The following is an 18,063-nucleotide window of genomic DNA, read 5'->3' on the forward strand; positions in this document are numbered from 1 at the left end:
GTGTTCCCGGTCCCTTTTTTCATCCCCAATCCCCAATCCCCAATCCCCAATCCCCAATCCCCAATCCCTACATTAACGCTTACAACTGTGTTTCATTCTGGCAATCTGTAGCCTGCTTATTTACACTAACCGCCGAATTTAGCCCACGGAGGCGCCATGCACTGTCCCTTCTGTCATGCAACCGAAACCAAGGTCATCGATTCCCGTCTGGTCGGGGAAGGATTGCAGGTGCGCCGCCGGCGGGAATGCAACGCCTGCAAAGAGCGTTTCACCACCTTCGAGAGTGCCGAGCTGGTGATGCCGCGGGTGATCAAGACCACCGGCATTCGCGAACCCTTCAACGAAGACAAGCTGGAAGCGGGTATGCAACGGGCACTGGAAAAACGCCCGGTCAGCACCGAAGCCATCGAGCAGGCGGTCAGCCGCATCATGTCTCAGCTGCGCGCCACCGGTGAGCGGGAAATCAAATCCGAACACATCGGTAACCTGGTGATGGAAGAGCTGAAGCAGCTCGACAAGGTTGCCTATATCCGTTTCGCCTCCGTTTATCGTTGTTTTGAAGACTTGCGCCAATTCGGCGAAGAAATAGCCCGACTGGAGCAATGAGTGTTTAATTCCGACGATGCGCGCTGGATGGCCAGGGCGCTTGAGCTGGCCCGGCGAGGGCGCTTCACCACCAGTCCCAATCCCTCGGTAGGCTGCGTCATCGTACATAACGGCACCCTGGTGGGCGAAGGCTATCACCAGCAGGCCGGCGGCCCGCACGCCGAAGTCTTTGCCCTGCGTCAGGCCGGTAGCCAGGCCCGGGGCGCCACCGCCTATGTCACCCTCGAGCCCTGTTCTCATCACGGTCGTACGCCGCCCTGTGCCCAGGGCTTGATCGATGCCGGTGTGGCCAGAGTGGTGGCGGCCTCGGTGGACCCCAATCCGCAGGTGGCGGGGCGCGGTCTGGCCATGCTGCAGACGGCGGGCATTGACGCCACCGCCGGGCTGATGAGCGAGGCGGCCGAGGCGGTCAATACCGGTTTCATGCACCGCATGCGCACCGGGCTGCCGTTTGTGACCGTCAAGCTGGCGGCGAGTCTGGACGGGCGCACCGCCCTGGCCAATGGCGAGAGCAAGTGGATTACCGGTCCTGCTGCCCGGCGCGACGTACAGCGCCATCGCGCCCTGAGCTGCGCCATTCTGTCCGGTGCCGATACGGTGCTGACCGACGACGCCAGCCTCAATGTGCGCTGGAGCGAACTGCCCGCGTCGCTACAAACCGAATATGAACAAAATCAACTGCGCCAGCCGCTGCGGGTTATCATCGATACCCGTAACCGCTTGACCCCGGAACTAAAACTGTTTGCCCAGCCCGGCCCGATCCTGTTGCTGCGCGGCAAGGTCGGCGGCGGTTTCGGCGAGCAGGTAGAAGAATGCGTACTGCCGTTGGCAGACAATGAGCAACTCGATCTGCCGCTGTTGCTGGCCGAGCTGGGCCGCCGCCAGATTAATCACCTGTGGGTGGAGGCGGGGGCGCGTCTTTGCGGCGCCCTGCTCGCTGCCGCATTGGTGGATGAACTGGTGTTGTATCAGGCGCCCAAACTGATGGGCTCGACCAGCCGCGGGCTCTTCGATCTGCCAGAGCTGACTGCCATGAGCCAGGTGCCCCAGCTGGAGTGGCACGACTGCCGCCGAGTGGGTAACAATATTAAACTGACCGCAAGGGTAAAAAGCTGATGTTTACCGGAATTGTTGAAGCCACCGGCATACTGGCCGATATTCGCCGCCAGGGTAACGAGTCGGTGATCCGCATTCATTGCCCAAGGCTGGACTTGTCGGATGTGAAACTGGGTGACTCCATCGCCACCAATGGCGTGTGTCTGACCGTGACCGAGCTGGGCGCGGATTACTATTGTGCCGATGTGTCCGGTGAAACCATCGATCGCACCGGCTTTGCCGGCTATCGTACCGGGCAGGCGGTGAACCTGGAAAAAGCCCTGCTGGCCAGCAGCCGGCTGGGCGGCCATATCGTGTCCGGTCATGTGGACGGTGTCGGCCATATCCGCCGCCGCACCCAGCTTGGCAACAGCATCGAGTTGTGGGTCGAGGCCCCTGCCGGGCTGGCGCGCTATATCGCCGAAAAAGGCTCCATTACCGTGGATGGCATCAGCCTCACGGTCAACGATGTGGAAGGGGCGGCATTCAAGCTGACCCTGGTTCCGCATACCTTACAGGAAACCACCCTCGACGACTGGCGGCCCGGCCGGCAGGTAAATCTTGAGGTGGATATTATTGCCCGCTATCTTGAACGTCTGCTGACCGCTGCGTCTGAGCCGCAACAGGGCGGACTGACGCTGGCGACCCTGGCCGCCAGCGGTTTTATGAAATAAGAAGGGAGAACACCATGGCTTTAAGCAGTACCCAGGAAATCATCGACGATATCCGTCAGGGTAAAATGGTCATCCTGATGGATGATGAAGACCGGGAAAACGAAGGTGACTTGATCATGGCCTCCGAGCATGTACGCCCGGAAGACATCAACTTCATGGCCAAATACGGCCGGGGGCTGATTTGCCTGACCCTGACCGAAGCCCGTTGCCGCCAGCTGGACATTCCCCAGATGGTCAGCCGCAACACCGAGCAGTTCTCCACCGCCTTCACCGTGTCCATTGAAGCCGCCGAGGGCGTGACCACCGGTATTTCTGCCGCCGATCGGGCTCATACGGTACAAACCGCCGTGGCCAAGGACGCCAAGCCGGCCGATCTGGTACAGCCGGGGCATATATTTCCGCTCAAGGCTCAGAACGGTGGCGTGCTGACCCGTGCCGGTCATACCGAAGCGGGCTGTGATCTGGCCCGTCTGGCCGGTCTGGAAGCCTCGTCGGTTATCGTCGAGATCCTCAACGAAGACGGCACCATGGCCCGACGTCCGGATCTGGAAGTCTTCGCCCAGGAGCACGACATCAAGCTCGGCACCATTGCTGATCTCATCGAATACCGTAACCAGAACGAAACCACCATAGAGCAGGTGGCGCGCTGTAACCTGCCCACCGAATACGGCGACTTCGAGCTGGTGACCTTTCGTGACACCATCGACAATCAGGTGCATTTCGCACTGAAAAAAGGTGAGATCAAGGCCGACGAGCCGGCGCTGGTGCGGGTACATATTCACGATATGTTCACCGATGTGCTGATGACCGACCGTCACTCTGCCCGCACCTGGCCGCTGGGCAAGTCGATGGCCCGCATCGCCGACGAAGGCGGCGTGCTGGTGATCCTGGGGCGGGAAGAAACGCCGGATCATCTGCTGTCGCTGGTGCGCCAGTTCGAGGCGGTGGATCGCGGTGAACGGCTCGAAGGCGCCAAGCGCCAGGGTACCTCTCGCCGGGTCGGCGTGGGCTCGCAGATCCTGCAGGCCATGGGCGTGGGCAAGATGAAGCTGCTCAGCTCACCCAAACGTTACCACGCGCTGTCCGGCTTCGGCCTGGAAGTGGTCGACTACATCATCGACTGATCCATAGGTATCGACTGCCGCCTCCGGGCGGCAGTTTTTTTCTTGCGACCCCTTCTGGTGTCCTTCTGCTTTTTCCGCTGTTCCCGCCCGCAATGTCTTCCTGTAAATCCGCCCTGCCGGAATGAATAATACCAATCACAGTAATGATCTGATCATATTAAGGCCTCAGATCAGAGGCAACACAGCCGCCTCCCACGACACGCCACTGATAAAAGACACTCACCGTTGCAGCCTGCTGCGAACATTCACTGGATGTTCGGTCAGGCTGCAACCGTTCATCACGGCGAGGCAAGCTCGCCCCCTGAGGGCTCAGGAAATGCCTTCTGACCGCCAGGGAGGGCGGGAATGCCGGAACGGCAGGAGCATTTTCCGGCCCTGGCATTTCACGGTCGTGGCAGTCGATCTCTGTTGCCTCTTCTCGAGTACCGAGTTACCTGTAAACGACGCCAACAGGCAGCTCCTTGGCATCTGGGAGGATAAAGGGATCTGCTCCGCCGACCCTCCGCGCCAAGGATGGCGCGGCGGAGCCTACACGGATGTATTCACGGCGTGTCGGAGGAGCGGGCCATTTGTCCGACCTTTGCAGAGCACCGAATAGATCAGTTAGTTAATCAGTTTGGTATAAGCCCATGCTGCTTGCAGGTTTTTACCGGCAAATTTCCATTCGCCGATTGAGTTTTTATGCGGTTGCGTCACAATGACGGCTTCGTATGAGTTATTCCGACACAGCACAAGGATGCCAATGGCGATTTGGGGTAAGGGGCTGCGAGCGAAATCCATATGGGCACTGCTGCTGGCCTGTCTTCTGGCATTTGTTCCTGCCGGTGGCATTGGCTGGCAGGTGTTGAGCGGCGTACAGGACTATTTCGGCAAGGCCTATGCCCGCAATTTTACCCAGCTTAACCGGCAGAATATTCTGGTGCCCCTGTCCCGGGATCTGGCGCTGGCCCGGCGGTTCGCCGATTCGGTGCTGATGCATCAGTGGCTTGAGGACGAGGCCGACGAGCAGCACAAGGCCTTGCTGTTTCGTGAAGCAAAAGGCTTCATCGACGACTTCAGCAGCCATTCCTTTTTTATCATCGGCGCCGACTCGCGCGCCTATTATTATGGCCAGCGTGATCAGCCGCTCGGCGGCGAACCGCAATATCACCTTTCTTCCGATAATCCCGACGACCGCTGGTTCTTCAACGTGCTGGAACAGGGCGAAAAACTCAATATAAACGTCAATCGCGACACGCGACTGGGTACTACTCGCGTGTGGTTGAATGTGTTGATTGAAAACCAGGGCCGGCCGCTCGGGCTGGCCGGCACCGGTATCGATTTGACCAGCTTCATCGATCGCTTTATCAATACCGATGATGTCGGCGTAACGCCGATGATCATCGACGAGCAGGGCGCCTTTCAGGCCCACCCGGACAGTGAGCTGATAGCCCTGGGCTCGGCCGCCGGTGCCGATGCCGAGCGTCGTACCCTGCAGGCTCAACTGAACGAGGATAGCCAGCGGCAACGGCTGCAGCAGTTGATGGTCGAGGCGCGGGCAGATTCTTCCGATGTCAGCATCGACTGGTTTGAGCTGTCGGGGCGCCGCCAGTTGCTGGCGTTCAGTTTTATTCCCGAACTTGGCTGGTATGTGGTGACCGCCATAGACCCGGGCGCGGCGCAGGTGCTGGAGGGTGCCTGGATCAATACCGCCCTGCTGGTCTTTGTGGTGATGCTGGTGGTGTTACTGCTGGCGCTGGCCTATGCGGTGGAAAAACTGATGCTGTCGCCGCTGCGTCAGTTGCAGGGCTCGGCAACCGCCATGGCCGAGGGGCGCTATGATGTGTCGTTGCCGCCGTCTTCGGGCGATGAAATCGGCGATCTCAGTGCCGCCTTCGGGGTGATGGCGAAAAAGGTGCAGTCCCATACCGAAGAGCTGGAACAAAAGGTGCAAAGCCGCACCCGTGAGCTGGAAGAAATCAATCACAGGATGCGCCAGGCGCACCAGCAGATCAACGATTCCATCGATTATGCCAGCCTCATTCAGCGCGCTATTTTACCGGATCAGCAACTGACCGAGGTGCTGGGCGAACATCACTTTGTGTTGTGGCATCCTCGGGATGTGGTGGGGGGTGACTTCTATATTTTTCATCCCGGTGAGCGGGGCCGTTTTCTGGTCGGGGTGGTCGACTGTGCCGGCCACGGGGTGGCCGGCGCCCTGATGACCATGCTGGCGCGGGCGGCGCTGGATCATGCCATTCGCGAGCAGGGGATAGCGTCGCCGGCGGCGATACTGCAGCTGGCGGATCGCACGCTGCGGGGTATGCTGCAGGACTGCGACTTGCCACGCGGCCTGGCCACCAATATGGACGTGGGCCTGGCGTCGGTGGTGCCAGACCGCCGGCAGCTGGTGTTTGCCGGTGCCAAGATGTCGCTGTATCACAGCGACGGTGACCGCATCGACGAAATCAAGGGCAGCCGGCGCACGCTGCTCGACCGGCGTGATGCTCACTTTGAAGACATCACCCTGGCCCTGCAGCCGGACGCGATTTACTATCTGGCCACCGACGGTTATCCCGATCAGGCCGGGGGAAGCAAGGGCTTTGGCCTGGGCAGCAGCCGGTTTCGCGAGTTGCTGCGCACCCATGCCCGTTTGCCCCTCAACGAGCAGGCGCTGGCGCTCAGACAGGCGCTGGATGATTATCGAGGTCATCATCCTCAACGGGATGATATTACCCTGCTCGCATTCAAAGTAGATTCATCATCAGAGGCCGTTTAAATGTCATCCATTGACCTGCTGTCGATAAGAGAACAGTTTAACCAGAACCAGATTCTGCTGTGTTTCAACGGGCCCATTTCACGCAGCCTGATTGAAGAAATAGGCAAGGCGCTGAAAAATCACCTGCAGGCGGAACAAGCGCTGCCCACCGCCGCCATGGATGTGTTCGGGGTCTACATCGAACTGACCCAGAATATTCGTCATTACGCCGCTCACATGGCCTACAGTGAGGCCGAAGGCTCGGCCACCGTGGTGGTGGCGCGCAGCGACGACGGGCATTATCAGGTGCTGGCCGGCAATCTGGTCGAGCTGGACGATGGTCGGGCGCTGTGTCGGCGTATCGACGAGTTGTCCGGCATGAATAAGGCGGAGCTGAAATCGGCGTATAAAACCCAGTTACGCCGGCCCCGAGACGGTAATGAGCGTTCCGGCGCCGGGCTGGGCCTGCTGGATGTGGCTCGCAAGTCATCCCGGCCGATGACCGCCAAACTGGTGGAAACGGGCGCGGGCCGAGGGTTTTTAAGTTTGTTGGCGGTAATATGAGCATGCAATCGGAAGTGGCGATGAAATCATTAAACGTGACCGGTAGTCAGTCTACCCCCACTATTCTCTGCAACCCGGATAATGGGGTGATGAGCATGCAGGGCGACTCTTATCCTGAAAACTCGTTCGAGTTTTTTGGCGAGGTGATCGAATGGGTCGAGCAATTTCTGCAGCGATCATCGCAGCCGTTGCAGCTGGAATTACACCTGATTTACATGAACACCAGCAGCGTCAAGGCGATGATGGATATCTTCGACCTGATGGAGGCGGCGTTTGCCGCGAGCCGTGAGGTGAGCGTGCGCTGGTACTACGATCCCGACAACGAGCGGGTGGTGGAGCTGGCCGAAGAGTTCAAGGAAGACTGCTCCTTCCCCTTCGATATATTGCCCCATGACGAGTAAACTGACCCATGACGAGTAGACTGAGCGACCGGGAGCTGGAACAACTGCTGTCCGATCCGGCACAGCAAAACAATCCGCTGCTGCCGGTGCTGCAACAGTTGCTGGAGCGAGACCGGGAGCAGCGGGAGCGACTGGAACGGCTGCTGCGTATCTCCGACTGCAGCTACGACATGGCCCGCTCCCAGACCCATGATCTGCTGCACCAGTACGACCGGCAACTGCGCCGGCTGGAAAAAATCACCCGTATTTCGGATCGTTATCAGCGCAGCTTGCTGGAGCTGAACGAAGAGCTGAAAAAAGCCGCCCTGCGTGACCCGCTGACCGGGCTGGCCAACCGACGGCTGTTGATGGAACGAGTGCGCGAAGAGCTGGACCGCTGCCGGCGGGGCCGTGCGCCCTTCAGTCTGGTGATGCTGGATGCGGATCACTTCAAGCGCATCAACGACGTTTTCGGCCATGATACCGGGGATCGGGTGCTGTGCATGCTGGCCGACACCATATCCCGGCAACTGCGTGGCTACGACCTCTGTGCCCGCTGGGGCGGTGAAGAGTTTATGTTATTGTTGCCGGAGACCGGACTGGAGCAGGCCTCGGCACTGGTAGAGCGGGTCATGCAGGCGGTACGGTCGCTGACGCTGGAAGGCGATAGCGCAAGCCTGCTCAGCGTCAGTGCCGGACTGACCTGCTACCGGCCCGATGAAGACGTGGATCTCACCATCAACCGGGCCGACGGGGCGCTGATCCAGGCTAAAAACAACGGACGGGATCGATTGATGGTGGTGCCGCACTAGTCTCCACCTCTTCTTGATAAGCATAAGATTCGAGGTTACCAACTGATGGCAAAACGACTGGGAACGACCGATTTTATCGACATGCCCTGGAAAAATGGCGGCGGCGTGACCCGGGAGCTGTACCGGCTGCCGAGCGATCAGGGGGCCGACTTCGGTCTGCGGGTGTCGATGGCCCGGGTGGGACAAAGCGGCCCCTTCTCTTTTTTCCCCGGTATTGACCGCATCCTGATGCTGATGGAGGGGGCAGGCTTCGAACTGACCATGAACGACAAGCAGCATACGCTGGATACGCCCTTTTCACCGTTGGCTTTTCCCGGTGAAGCGGAGGTGAATTGCCGGCTGCTGGCCGGTGAATGTCTGGACTTCAATGTCATGACCGACCGGCGCTGGGGCGAGGCCGAGGTTCAGATATATCATCTGGCGCCGGGGCAGGTGTATCGTTGTCACAGCGTCACGCCACGGTTGCTGTATCGTCACCTTTCCGGCCATGACGCCGAACCCGAATTGTGGGTACTGGAGCCCGGAGAAAGTCTGGATCTGGCCGCCGACGAGCAGGGCGCTACCCTGGTCGATATTACCCTTTATCCTGTTGACGGAGTCTGAGATGACCACCTTGAATGCGATTGTGCGGGACACGGCGCCCAACCCGACTGCCTGTGTTGTCTGGCTGCATGGTCTGGGCGCCGATGGCCATGACTTCGAGCCCATAGTACCGGAGCTGAAGCTGCCCGCAGGCAGCGCCATCCGCTTTATCTTCCCCCATGCGCCGCAGATACCGGTCACCGTCAATGGTGGCCTGCCGATGCCGGCCTGGTATGACATTCTGGCCATGAGCCTGGAGCGGGAAGTGGATGAACCCCAGCTGCGGGCTTCGGCCCTGGCGGTGCAGGCCCTGGTTGAGCAGCAGATCGAACAGGGCATCGACAGCCGACGTATCCTGCTGGCCGGTTTTTCCCAGGGCGGTGCCGTGGCCTATGAGGCAGCCTTGAGTTTTGATAAACCGCTGGCCGGACTGATTGCCATGTCGACCTATCTGGCCACCGCCGACAGCCTGCAACGCCATGCAGCCAATCAGTACCTGCCGGTGCAGATACTGCACGGCAGCCGCGATGGCGTGGTGCCCGAGCTGCTGGGCGAGCGCGCCTGTCAGCAATTGCAGCAATGGGGTTTTGTGCCCGAATATCACCACTACCCGATGGAGCACAGCGTGTGCGCCGCCGAAATTGCCGATATCTCCCGTTTCATGCGCCAGTGCCTGCAGCTATAACGGTATGAGCTGACTGAATGTAGAGCAAGCAGGATATTCCGGCGCCCGGAAGAGGGCAAAGGGAGTGAACACTTTGTCCGATAAATGAACCGTTAGTGAGTTTTCAAAAGACCATCAAGGAAACAAGATGACCCTGAACGAGCTGCAGCAAAAACTGCAAAACAACCCCGAAACCATCGAATTTGCCGATACCATGGCGGTCATCGAGCAGTTGTACGACTTTACTCCCGCCGCCTTTACCAATGGCGACGTTCGCAACGACGCCGGACAGAACAGCGGCTCCTGCAAGCTGTTTGCCTTTGCCCGACTGCAGGGACTGAACGAGCAGCAGACCCTGGACTGCTTTGGCAGCTTCTATCGCAACGATGTGCTGGGTAACCCCGACGGTGAAGACCATCAGAATATTCGCAACTTCATCAACACCGGCTGGTCGGGTGTCGAGTTTGCCACTCAACCGCTTACCCCCAAAGCCCGATAAAGGACCCCCGCCATGGCCGGTGCCAGCCTGTTAACCCTGATAGATGATATCGCCACCATTCTGGATGACGTGTCGCTGATGACCAAGGTCGCGGCCAAGAAAACCGCGGGGGTGCTGGGGGACGATCTGGCACTGAATGCCCAGCAGGTGTCCGGCGTGCGGGCCGAACGCGAGCTGCCGGTGGTGTGGGCGGTGGCCAGGGGCTCGTTGCGCAACAAGCTGATTCTGGTGCCGGCGGCGCTGTTGATCAGCGCCCTGGCACCCTGGGCCATAGTGCCGTTGCTGATGCTGGGCGGCGCCTTTCTGTGCTTCGAGGGCGTGGAAAAACTGGTGCATTCCTTTTTGCATCGGGATGAAGGCGAACAGCTTCACCTGACGGAAATAGACGAGTCGGTGGATCTGGTGGCGCTGGAGCAGGACAAGATAAAGGGGGCGATTCGCACCGACTTTATTCTGTCGGCCGAAATCATCGTCATCACCCTGGGCACGGTGGCCGGCGTCGGTTTCGGTCAGCAGGTCATGGTGCTGGCCGGCATCGCCCTGCTGATGACCGTCGGGGTTTACGGCCTGGTGGCGGGTATCGTCAAACTGGACGATCTGGGGCTTTATCTGAGTCAGAAGCGCGGGCTACTGCGGGGATTCGGTCAAGCCTTGCTGTCGGCCTGTCCCTATCTGATGAAAGGGTTGTCGGTGGTGGGCACCGCCGCTATGTTTCTGGTGGGCGGTGGCATTCTGGTGCATGGCATTCCCGGCGCCGAGACGCTGATCCACGACTGGGTTCAAAAGCTGCCGCTTCTGGGCGGGTCGCTGTCCTGGCTGGTGCCAACCCTGCTGAACGGCCTGGTCGGTATGCTGGCCGGCACCCTGGTGCTGCTGCTGGTGAAAGGAGCCGGCCGATTGAAGAGCGCCTGAGTCCGGGCACCCCTCAGCTTACCTCTTACCACCCACATTTAACGCCTGACGGCTGCGATACCAGGCCAGCAGGTTGCGGCTGCGATAGCTGAGCAGCGCCAGCAGGATCAGCACACAACCGAACACTTTCTCTATCGGCATCGGCTCCTGATACCAGAACACGCTGATCAGCACAGTCCATATCGGCTCCAGCATCATGATCAGCGCGGCATTGGCCACGTTGCTGTATTTTTGCCCGGTACTCTGGCAGACGAAACGCAGCGAGGTGGCCAGCAGCACGCTGGCGGCAAACCAGCCCCAGATCTCGGGCTCGATAACCTCGGGCCAGTGCTCGAACAGACCGGAGTAAATCAGGTGCATCACACCGGTAACGGCCAGCTGCACGCAGGTGAGCGCCATGGGGTCGATACGCCGGGCAAAGCGGCTGTTCAGATTGAAATACATCGCCAGCGACAGCGAGGCCAGCAAAAACAACAGCTGGCTGAGTGACAGGCTGAGGCCCGAGCCCATGGTCAGCAGAAACAGGCCGGCGATGGCGATGGGCAGGGCCAGCCAGAATTGTCGGCTCGGTCGCTCCCGGAAGATAAGCCAGGCCAGCGGCGGCACCATCAGCATGGCCAGACTCATGATAAAGGCCCCTTCACCGATGCCCTCGCTATGGGAAATGGCCTGAATCCAGAAGATCAGGTTCAGGGTCATCACCAGGCCGATGGCGGCCGCCTTGAGCAGCAGCCCGGTCGGGGTTTGGCGCAACGTGCGATAACAGAACGGCAGCAGCAGCAGCGCCGCCAGCAGAAAGCGCCAGCCGACAAAACCGGCGGGGGGCAGGCCGGAAATGGCCTCTTTTGAAAACAGCCAGCCGGCGGACGCCAGCAGGGTGGCGCTTAAAATAAACAGATCGCCGCGCCGTTCTGGCAACATAAATCACCCTCGTTGTCTTTTGATGCAAAATGGATAAGGTCGGCCGGTATACAACTGAAGTGAGCGTTTCCATGGCAGGAAGAGTGGGCACAGCCGGCAGCGGCCCTACTGTATGTTATTTCACTTTATTTGCACACCGAGCCATCTAATCCTGTGAGGCTGCCGACACTATTCGCCCCGCCAGGCGCAACGCGTGAGGGCTTCTCGAGCCGGCGCCTTTGTCAACTTCCTCCCGGTGTTGTGCTTTTGTCACCCTCAGGTTGTGTTAGAATATGCGCACTTTTGTCCAAACAGGGATTCCCATGAAGGTAATCGAAGGGCTGATGGCCACTCCCGAGGCCAAGGTGGCGATCGTCGTCGCCCGTTTCAACAGCTTTATCAACGACAGCCTGGTGGCCGGAGCGCTGGATGTGCTCAAGCGTCAGGGTCAGGTAAAAGATGACAACATCACGCTGGTACGTGTACCGGGTGCCATCGAAATGCCGCTGGTGTGCAAAAAGCTCGCCAAGAGCGGTAACTACGATGCCATTGTTGCCCTTGGCTGCGTGATCCGCGGTGGAACCTACCACTTCGACCTGGTCGCCAATGAAAACAGCAAGGGCATGGCCAGCGTGATGATGGACTTTGAAGTGCCGATTGCCTTTGGAGTTCTGACCACCGAAAACATAGAACAAGCCATCGAGCGTGCTGGCACCAAGGCGGGTAACAAGGGCGCGGAAGCTGCCCTCAGCGCACTTGAAATGATTAACGTCCTGCAAGCGCTGGACTAAGAGGAGTACTGCATTGAAACCGTCTGAACGCCGTAAGGCCCGCCGTCTCGCCACCCAGGCCGTCTACCAGTGGCAAATGACCAAGGATAACGTGGCCGATATTGCCCAGCAGTTTGCGCTGGAACAGGACACCAAAGGGGTGGATCTGGATTATTTCCGTGATTTGCTGTTTGGCGTCTCGGTGCATGTAAAAGAGTTGGATGCGGTGTTTTCGCCTTATCTGTCGCGCCCGCTGGCCGAGCTGGATATGGTGGACAAGGCGGTGCTGCGGTTGGCCACCTATGAGCTGACCCGGCGTGAAGATGTACCTTATCGGGTGGTGATCAACGAGGCCATTGAACTGGCCAAGGCGTTTGCCGCCGATGAAAGCCACCGGTTCGTCAACGGCGTACTCGACAAGGTCATCAAGCAGTTAAAAAAATAAACAATAAGCACGGGAAAAAGCCAGCAGTCGCTGGCTTTTCATTTATATGAATGAATTTGACATAATAAAACACTATTTTACCGTCGCCAGCCACCGCAAGGATGTGCTGATGGGGCCGGGCGATGACTGTGCCCTGTTACAGTTGCCGGCCAACTCGGTGCTGGCAGTCAGCACCGATACCCTGGTCAGCGGTGTGCATTTTTTTGCCGACATGGATCCGATGGCGCTGGGGCACAAGGCCCTGGCGGTGAATCTCTCGGATCTGGCGGCCATGGGCGCCGATCCCTGCTGGGTGTCGCTGGCGCTGACCCTGCCCGAGGTCGATGAAAACTGGATCAAGGGCTTTTGTGCCGGCTTCTTCGAACTGGCGGAATATTATAACGTGGCGCTGGTGGGCGGTGACATGACCCGCGGCCCGCTGTCCATTACCGTGACCGTGCATGGCACCCTGCCGGAAGGCAAGGGCCTGCGGCGCAACGGCGCCCGGGTAGGCGACGGCATTTATGTTACCGGTACCCTGGGCGATGCGGCATTGGGTCTGCAACAGGTGCTGGGTAATATCACTGTGCCCGAGGCGCACCGGGACTTTGTTCGCACCAAGTTCGAGCATCCGCATCCGCGCATTCTGGCGGGACAGGCGCTGCGCGATATCGCTTCCAGCGCACTGGACCTGTCCGACGGCCTGGCCGGCGATCTGGCCCATGTGGCCCGCGCCTCCGGCATGCGCGCACAGCTGGAGCTGGAGCAACTGCCGCTGAGTGCGGCCATGCTGGCATCGGTGTCGCGAGAGCAGGGCTGGGAGCTGGCATTGACCGGCGGTGACGATTACGAGTTGTGCTTTACCGTGCCCGAACTGCACCGAGGCTTGCTCGAAACCGCGCTGGCGCACTGTGGCGTCAAGTTCACCCGGGTCGGGCGCATGCTGGCCGGTGAGGTGGGCGTCGAGCTCACTTCCGAGGGGCGTCCTTATCAGCTGGCATCGAAAAGCTGGGATCATTTTCGCAGTGGTACCGAATGAGAAAACCCGAGCTGGCGGCGCTGAAGCTGTCCAACCCGCTGCACCTGCTGGCCCTGGGCTTTGGCACCGGCCTGAGCCCGGTAATGCCGGGCACCATGGGCACCCTGGCGGCCATTCCGCTCTACTTGCTGATCCAGGGGCTGTCGCCGCTGTGGTATCTGCTGATCCTGGTACTGGGCTTCGTGGCCGGTATCTGGATTTGCAATGCGGCCACCAGGGCCATTGGTCGTCACGATCATGGTGCCATCGTCTGGGACGAGATCATCGGCTTTGGCATCACCATGTTTGCGGCGCCAGCTGGAGCCGTGTGGATACTGGCGGGGTTCGTGCTGTTCCGGTTTTTCGATATCGTCAAACCCTGGCCCATTCGCTGGTTCGATCGGCGGATACACGGCGGTTTCGGCATCATGTTCGATGACGTGATCGCCGGGCTGTTCGCTCTGGCCTGCTTGCAGGGGCTGGCGGCACTGCTCTAATTACCGGCCGCGCAGCTGTTCTGGCTGCGCGGCACTCTTCCTTTCTGTCAAACTTTCAAATCTCGTCCAGCCTCATCACACTCGCTTATCCTCCATCGTCTGCCGCTTTGCGTTCGTTATTTCCTTTTTAGAGTCAAAAGCCTACTTTTTATCGTCAGTCTTTCGGCTTCCATGATACCTCTAGTCATAAACACCATTGATAATTTTATACTCGAAACATCTTGCTGATTTTGTGAGTTACATCCCTATATCTGCGGTTTGTTTTGGCGTAAAGACAGGCTTACAATGGCGGTCTAATGTTGCTTTTTTGTTGCCGGCTGTCCATGCTCGGCAACGACGCACCGGCTGCCATTGAGGCCTGGTCGGTTGAAGGATGCGCAAGCGAGGGCCCGGGCCCGATTAAGGATGAGCATGTCCCTGTTAGCAATAAAACATCTGCGAATCGAATATCCGTCCCGTCATGGCGTGATGGCCGCGGTGGATGACCTTTCCTTCAGTATCGAAAAAGGCGAAATTCTCGGCGTGGTCGGGGAGTCCGGCGCCGGCAAGTCGACCATCGGCAATGCGGTCATCGACCTGTTGAGCCCGCCCGGCAGCATTGCCAGCGGCGAGGTTTATCTGGACGGCGAGAAAATATCCGATCTGAATCCGACCGAGATGCGGGCCATTCGCGGCAGTCGTATCGGCTTTATCTTTCAGGATCCCATGACCTCGCTCAATCCGCTGCTGACGGTGGAATATCAGATGGTCGAGACCCTGCTGGCCAATACCGACATCAGCCGGGAGCAGGCGCGCCAGAAGGCCATTTCTTTACTCGACGCCGTGGGCATTCCTCAGCCGGAGCTGCGCATCAAACAGTATCCGCATCAGTTTTCCGGCGGCATGCGCCAGCGAGTGGTGATTGCCATCGCTCTGTCCTGCGACCCGGAACTGATCATTGCCGACGAGCCGACCACGGCGCTGGATGTGTCGATTCAGGATCAGATCCTGACCCTGATCCGCAACCTGTGCAAAGAGCGCAACGTGGGCTGCATGCTGGTGACCCACGACATGGGGGTGGTGTCCAACGTTACCGACCGGGTGGCGGTGATGTATCGCGGCCGGCTGATGGAAATCGGCCCCACCGGACAGGTGCTGGGCGCGCCCAGCCACGATTACACCCGCAGCCTGATCTCCGCCGTGCCCCGTTCCGACGTCAAGCTGCAGCGCTTTCCGCTGGTGTCCTACATCGAAGATGCCAAGGAAAAGGTCAGTCTGGATCTCAAACATCACTGGCTGGGCCAGAATCAGGAGCAGCGTGACTATACTGGGCCGTTGTTGCGGGTAGAGCACTGCAACCTGCGCTTCGTCACCAAGGATTCGCTGTTTGCTTCCCGCCGCCAGTATCTGCAGGCCACCAAGGATGTGAGCTTCGAGATTAACGAAGGTGAAACCTTCGGTCTGGTGGGGGAGTCGGGCTCCGGCAAGTCCACCATAGCGCGGGCCATTACCGGCCTGTATCCGCCCGATACCGGCAAGATCTGGTTCGAGGGCATCGAGCTCACCGCCATCAAACGCGAGCAGCAACGCCGCCCCTTGCGCCGGCAGATGCAGATGGTGTTTCAGAATCCCTATTCTTCGCTCAATCCGCGTATGCGGGTGGCGGACATCATTGCCGAGCCGATCCGTTTTCACCATCTGGCCGAGAATGAGGCGCAGATCCGCGGCATCGTCGACGATTTGCTCGATTATGTCGGCCTGGGGCGGGCGGCGGGACTTAAGTTTCCCCACGAGTTTTCCGGTGGTCAGCGCCAGCGCATTTCCATCGCCCGCGCCCTGGCCACCCGGCCCCGGCTGCTGATTTGCGATGAACCTACCTCGGCGCTGGATGTGTCGGTACAGGCGCAAATATTGAATCTGCTCAAGGATTTGCAGGATGAGCTGAAGCTGACCATGCTGTTTATCAGTCACGATCTGCCGGTGATCCGCCAGATGTGCGATCGCATCGGGGTGATGAAAAAAGGCACCCTGGTGGAGGTGGCGCCCACCGAGCAGTTGTTTACCGATGCGGCGGATCCCTACAGCCGCTCGCTGATTGCGTTAATGCCCGAATTCAGGGGCATGTCACGGGAAGGCCTGGACATTTCCACTACCCAAGCGGGCCAACATTAATCATGTCAACGGAGTGTTTCATGAAATCAGGACTCAACAAAGTAACGGCGGCGCTGCTGGCGGCCGGTCTGGCATTCAGTGTGCAGGCGGCGGATATCACCATCGCCTACGACGCGGATCCGGTGTCGATGGACCCCCACGAGCAGTTGTCCGGTGCCACCATGGAAATGTCTCACCTGCTGTTCGATCCCCTGGTGCGCTGGACCAAGGACTTCCAGTTTGAAGCGCGACTGGCAGAAAAATGGGAGCGCATCGATGAAAACACCCTGCGTTTTCACCTGCGCCAGGGCGTCAAGTTTCACAGCGGCAACGAGCTGACCGCCGACGACGTGGTCTGGACCTTTCAGCGTCTGAAACAGTCGCCCGACTTCAAGGCCATTTTCGAACCCTTCAGCGCGGCCAGCAAGGTAGACGACCATACGGTGGACCTGGTCACCAAGGGACCCTTTCCGCTGGTGCTGAATACCGCGACCTATCTGTTTCCGATGGACTCGACGTTCTACAGCGGCACCACCGACGACGGCAAGAACAAGGGCGAGGTGGTCAAACACGGCAGCTCTTTTGCCTCTACTCATCCCTCGGGCACCGGTCCCTTCAAGCTCAAGTTTCGCCAGCAGGGCGTCAAGGTGGAATACGAGCGTAACGCCGATTACTGGGATGCGAACTCGCCCGGTAACGTACAGAACATGACTCTGGTGCCGATCAAGGAAGACGCCACCCGGGTGGCGGCGCTGCTGGCCGGTGACGTGGACTTCATCAAGCCGGTGTCGCCCAACGATCACGCCCGGGTTGAAGCTGCCAGTGACGTCAAGCTGGTGACCGAGGCGGGTACCCGCATCATTACCTTTCAGCTGAATCAGGAACGCTTCGAGCCGTTCAAGGATGTACGGGTACGGCAGGCGGTCAACTACGCCATCAATCAGGACGGTATCGTCAAGCGCATCATGCGCGGCTTCGGCACCACCGCCGGTCAGCAGGCGCCGGCCGGGTATGTGGGCCACAACCCCGAGCTGACGCCGCGTTACGATCTGGACAAGGCGAAGCAACTGATGGAGGAGGCCGGCTATCAGGATGGCTTCAAGATCAGCATGATTGCGCCCAATAACCGCTACGTGAATGACTATCGTATTGCCGAGGCGGTCAAGGCGATGCTGGCACGCATCAACATAGAGGTGGATCTCAAGACCCTGCCGGTGGCCCAGTACTGGCCGGAGTTCGACAAGTGCGCCGCCGACATGCTGATGATTGGCTGGCATTCTGACACCGAAGACACCGCCAACTTTTCCGAGTTCCTGACCATGACCCGTAATGAGGAAACCGGTCGCGGCCAGTACAACTGCGGTCATTATTCCAACCCCGAGCTGGACGCGCTTATCGAGTCCGCCAACCTGGAAACCGACGGTGACAAGCGTGACCTGATGTTGCAGCGGGCCGAGAAAATCCTCTATGACGATGCCGCCTTCGTGCCGCTGCACTGGCAAAATCTGGCCTGGGGCGCCCGCAACAACGTGGCGGCCGAGCCTGTCGTCAACGCCATGGACTTCCCGTATCTGGGTGACCTGGTGGTCGAATAAGATCCGGGACTTGGGATTAGGGACTTGGGACTAGAACTTCACACCTAAGGTCCTGAGTCGGTGGGCTGGCAGGGCAATCC

General features: G+C 59.3%; 19 protein-coding genes. 18 read left to right on the top strand and 1 reads right to left on the bottom strand.

Annotated features, from left to right (window positions below; genetic code table 11):
- The first annotated feature begins 156 nt into the window (after nucleotides 1-156).
- From nrdR to Q0753_RS07165, 12 genes are all read left to right on the top strand, one after another.
- Nucleotides 157-606 carry a transcriptional regulator NrdR gene (gene nrdR / locus Q0753_RS07110; RefSeq protein WP_298718942.1) on the top strand — a complete coding sequence of 150 codons (450 nt, stop codon included), beginning with the start codon at nucleotides 157-159 and terminating at the stop codon, nucleotides 604-606.
- Entirely contained in the window at nucleotides 607-1,722 is a 1,116-nt protein-coding gene (gene ribD / locus Q0753_RS07115) for a bifunctional diaminohydroxyphosphoribosylaminopyrimidine deaminase/5-amino-6-(5-phosphoribosylamino)uracil reductase RibD (RefSeq protein WP_298718944.1), read from the top strand.
- A complete protein-coding gene (locus Q0753_RS07120) occupies nucleotides 1,722-2,375 on the top strand; it encodes a riboflavin synthase (protein ID WP_298718946.1) in 654 nt (217 codons plus the stop codon). Before ribD ends, Q0753_RS07120 begins: the two co-directional genes overlap by 1 nt.
- A gap of 14 nt (nucleotides 2,376-2,389) precedes the next feature.
- Entirely contained in the window at nucleotides 2,390-3,499 is a 1,110-nt protein-coding gene (gene ribBA / locus Q0753_RS07125; RefSeq protein ID WP_298718948.1) for a bifunctional 3,4-dihydroxy-2-butanone-4-phosphate synthase/GTP cyclohydrolase II, read from the top strand.
- A 742-nt stretch (nucleotides 3,500-4,241) separates the two neighbouring features.
- Nucleotides 4,242-6,257 carry a biofilm regulation protein phosphatase SiaA gene (gene siaA, locus Q0753_RS07130; RefSeq protein ID WP_298718950.1) on the top strand — a complete coding sequence of 672 codons (2,016 nt, stop codon included), beginning with the start codon at nucleotides 4,242-4,244 and terminating at the stop codon, nucleotides 6,255-6,257.
- On the top strand, nucleotides 6,258-6,800 hold the full coding sequence (gene siaB / locus Q0753_RS07135) for a biofilm regulation protein kinase SiaB (protein ID WP_298718952.1): 543 nt from the start codon (nucleotides 6,258-6,260) through the stop codon (nucleotides 6,798-6,800).
- Nucleotides 6,801-6,820: 20 nt separating this feature from the next.
- A complete protein-coding gene (siaC, locus tag Q0753_RS07140; RefSeq protein WP_298718954.1) occupies nucleotides 6,821-7,201 on the top strand; it encodes a biofilm regulation phosphoprotein SiaC in 381 nt (126 codons plus the stop codon).
- An 8-nt stretch (nucleotides 7,202-7,209) separates the two neighbouring features.
- Entirely contained in the window at nucleotides 7,210-7,992 is a 783-nt protein-coding gene (gene siaD / locus Q0753_RS07145; RefSeq protein ID WP_298718956.1) for a biofilm regulation diguanylate cyclase SiaD, read from the top strand.
- A 45-nt stretch (nucleotides 7,993-8,037) separates the two neighbouring features.
- Entirely contained in the window at nucleotides 8,038-8,595 is a 558-nt protein-coding gene (locus tag Q0753_RS07150) for a HutD family protein (protein ID WP_298718958.1), read from the top strand.
- A gap of 1 nt (nucleotide 8,596) precedes the next feature.
- Nucleotides 8,597-9,259 carry an alpha/beta fold hydrolase gene (locus Q0753_RS07155; RefSeq protein ID WP_298718959.1) on the top strand — a complete coding sequence of 221 codons (663 nt, stop codon included), beginning with the start codon at nucleotides 8,597-8,599 and terminating at the stop codon, nucleotides 9,257-9,259.
- Between the two features lie 127 nt (nucleotides 9,260-9,386).
- Nucleotides 9,387-9,737 carry a HopJ type III effector protein gene (locus Q0753_RS07160; RefSeq protein WP_298718960.1) on the top strand — a complete coding sequence of 117 codons (351 nt, stop codon included), beginning with the start codon at nucleotides 9,387-9,389 and terminating at the stop codon, nucleotides 9,735-9,737.
- A gap of 12 nt (nucleotides 9,738-9,749) precedes the next feature.
- On the top strand, nucleotides 9,750-10,649 hold the full coding sequence (locus Q0753_RS07165) for a DUF808 domain-containing protein (RefSeq protein WP_298718962.1): 900 nt from the start codon (nucleotides 9,750-9,752) through the stop codon (nucleotides 10,647-10,649).
- A gap of 18 nt (nucleotides 10,650-10,667) precedes the next feature.
- Here the strand turns inward: Q0753_RS07165 and Q0753_RS07170 are convergent, their stop codons facing one another.
- Nucleotides 10,668-11,570 (bottom strand): DMT family transporter, encoded by a 903-nt coding sequence (locus Q0753_RS07170; RefSeq protein ID WP_298718964.1) that lies wholly within the window; start codon nucleotides 11,568-11,570, stop codon nucleotides 10,668-10,670.
- Between the two features lie 302 nt (nucleotides 11,571-11,872).
- Between Q0753_RS07170 and ribE the strand changes: the two genes are divergently transcribed.
- The 6 genes from ribE to Q0753_RS07200 all read left to right on the top strand — a co-directional run bounded on the left by ribE (nucleotide 11,873) and on the right by Q0753_RS07200 (nucleotide 17,983).
- On the top strand, nucleotides 11,873-12,340 hold the full coding sequence (gene ribE, locus Q0753_RS07175) for a 6,7-dimethyl-8-ribityllumazine synthase (RefSeq protein ID WP_071471517.1): 468 nt from the start codon (nucleotides 11,873-11,875) through the stop codon (nucleotides 12,338-12,340).
- Nucleotides 12,341-12,353: 13 nt separating this feature from the next.
- The gene (gene nusB / locus Q0753_RS07180; RefSeq protein WP_298718967.1) at nucleotides 12,354-12,764 is read left to right on the top strand and encodes a transcription antitermination factor NusB; all 411 of its coding nucleotides are present in this window, start codon (nucleotides 12,354-12,356) and stop codon (nucleotides 12,762-12,764) included.
- Between the two features lie 46 nt (nucleotides 12,765-12,810).
- Entirely contained in the window at nucleotides 12,811-13,782 is a 972-nt protein-coding gene (thiL, locus tag Q0753_RS07185; protein WP_298718968.1) for a thiamine-phosphate kinase, read from the top strand.
- Entirely contained in the window at nucleotides 13,779-14,258 is a 480-nt protein-coding gene (locus Q0753_RS07190) for a phosphatidylglycerophosphatase A (RefSeq protein WP_298718969.1), read from the top strand. Before thiL ends, Q0753_RS07190 begins: the two co-directional genes overlap by 4 nt.
- A gap of 411 nt (nucleotides 14,259-14,669) precedes the next feature.
- A complete protein-coding gene (locus Q0753_RS07195; protein ID WP_298718970.1) occupies nucleotides 14,670-16,409 on the top strand; it encodes an ABC transporter ATP-binding protein in 1,740 nt (579 codons plus the stop codon).
- 20 nt (nucleotides 16,410-16,429) lie between these two features.
- Nucleotides 16,430-17,983: an ABC transporter substrate-binding protein gene (locus Q0753_RS07200; protein ID WP_298718971.1), complete on the top strand. Its 1,554-nt coding sequence runs from the start codon at nucleotides 16,430-16,432 to the stop codon at nucleotides 17,981-17,983.
- Nucleotides 17,984-18,063: the final 80 nt, after the last annotated feature.

This window comes from uncultured Oceanisphaera sp., from assembly GCF_947495715.1.
Lineage (GTDB): Bacteria > Pseudomonadota > Gammaproteobacteria > Enterobacterales > Aeromonadaceae > Oceanimonas > Oceanimonas sediminis.

What these genes read in the sequence shown, in the direction of transcription:
- Q0753_RS07120 (WP_298718946.1), top strand. Translation starts at nt 1,722, where the DNA reads ATGTTTACCGGAATTGTTGAAGCCACCGGCATACTGGCCGATATTCGC.
- thiL (WP_298718968.1), top strand. Translation starts at nt 12,811, where the DNA reads ATGAATGAATTTGACATAATAAAACACTATTTTACCGTCGCCAGCCAC.
- Q0753_RS07150 (WP_298718958.1), top strand. Translation starts at nt 8,038, where the DNA reads ATGGCAAAACGACTGGGAACGACCGATTTTATCGACATGCCCTGGAAA.
- siaC (WP_298718954.1), top strand. Translation starts at nt 6,821, where the DNA reads ATGAAATCATTAAACGTGACCGGTAGTCAGTCTACCCCCACTATTCTC.
- Q0753_RS07155 (WP_298718959.1), top strand. Translation starts at nt 8,597, where the DNA reads ATGACCACCTTGAATGCGATTGTGCGGGACACGGCGCCCAACCCGACT.
- Q0753_RS07190 (WP_298718969.1), top strand. Translation starts at nt 13,779, where the DNA reads ATGAGAAAACCCGAGCTGGCGGCGCTGAAGCTGTCCAACCCGCTGCAC.
- Q0753_RS07170 (WP_298718964.1), bottom strand. Translation starts at nt 11,570, where the DNA reads ATGTTGCCAGAACGGCGCGGCGATCTGTTTATTTTAAGCGCCACCCTG.
- siaA (WP_298718950.1), top strand. Translation starts at nt 4,242, where the DNA reads ATGGCGATTTGGGGTAAGGGGCTGCGAGCGAAATCCATATGGGCACTG.
- siaB (WP_298718952.1), top strand. Translation starts at nt 6,258, where the DNA reads ATGTCATCCATTGACCTGCTGTCGATAAGAGAACAGTTTAACCAGAAC.
- Q0753_RS07160 (WP_298718960.1), top strand. Translation starts at nt 9,387, where the DNA reads ATGACCCTGAACGAGCTGCAGCAAAAACTGCAAAACAACCCCGAAACC.
- ribE (WP_071471517.1), top strand. Translation starts at nt 11,873, where the DNA reads ATGAAGGTAATCGAAGGGCTGATGGCCACTCCCGAGGCCAAGGTGGCG.
- Q0753_RS07200 (WP_298718971.1), top strand. Translation starts at nt 16,430, where the DNA reads ATGAAATCAGGACTCAACAAAGTAACGGCGGCGCTGCTGGCGGCCGGT.
- ribBA (WP_298718948.1), top strand. Translation starts at nt 2,390, where the DNA reads ATGGCTTTAAGCAGTACCCAGGAAATCATCGACGATATCCGTCAGGGT.
- nrdR (WP_298718942.1), top strand. Translation starts at nt 157, where the DNA reads ATGCACTGTCCCTTCTGTCATGCAACCGAAACCAAGGTCATCGATTCC.
- Q0753_RS07165 (WP_298718962.1), top strand. Translation starts at nt 9,750, where the DNA reads ATGGCCGGTGCCAGCCTGTTAACCCTGATAGATGATATCGCCACCATT.
- siaD (WP_298718956.1), top strand. Translation starts at nt 7,210, where the DNA reads ATGACGAGTAGACTGAGCGACCGGGAGCTGGAACAACTGCTGTCCGAT.
- Q0753_RS07195 (WP_298718970.1), top strand. Translation starts at nt 14,670, where the DNA reads ATGTCCCTGTTAGCAATAAAACATCTGCGAATCGAATATCCGTCCCGT.